Origin of the sequence: Thermococcus sp. ES12 (assembly GCF_012027515.1) — an archaeon.
GTDB lineage: Archaea > Methanobacteriota_B > Thermococci > Thermococcales > Thermococcaceae > Thermococcus > Thermococcus barossii.
On the sequence record NZ_SNUP01000042.1, the window covers coordinates 1 to 495 of the forward strand.

Annotated in this window: 1 protein-coding gene; it reads left to right on the forward strand. The window is 33.5% G+C overall.

The window, feature by feature from the left end:
- Positions 1-438 (forward strand): hypothetical protein (locus E3E37_RS10915; protein ID WP_206204107.1); only part of this gene is annotated, 438 nt, incomplete at its 5' end.
- Between the last annotated feature and the right edge of the window lie 57 nt (positions 439-495).

Sequence of the window (495 nt, forward strand, 5' to 3'; positions counted from 1 at the left end):
TCGAAGAAAGAGTATAAGGTGAAATACAGACATAAAAACGGTAATATCTACACAAATACGCTACTTGGAATTTCTATCAAAATATTAGTTAGGAATGGAAGTATTGTTGATATTTTGAGTATTGAAGAAGCGCCTAAAAGACCAAAACCAAGACCAGTTGCGATAAAGAAACCAGTTTTCAGAAAACCAAAACCAAAATTCCAACTTGCTGAATCGCCAAAAAAGAAGATGATGAAAGATCGAGTTAAGCAGAATCTTAGTGAACCATTACCAGCACCAAAACCAATTATTGAAAAAAACATAAATAATGAAGTCTATAAAGCAGTCAAGACTGGGGAAGTTTCTAAAAAAACAGCGAAGAAAACTGGAGACTTGAAAGTTATGTTAGGAGTTGTCCTATTGGCTATTTTAACATACAAATTCTTGTTTTCAAGGTGATGAACATGGCGTTACCTGTAATTCTCACTACAGCATATAAGGAAAGACAGAACATTT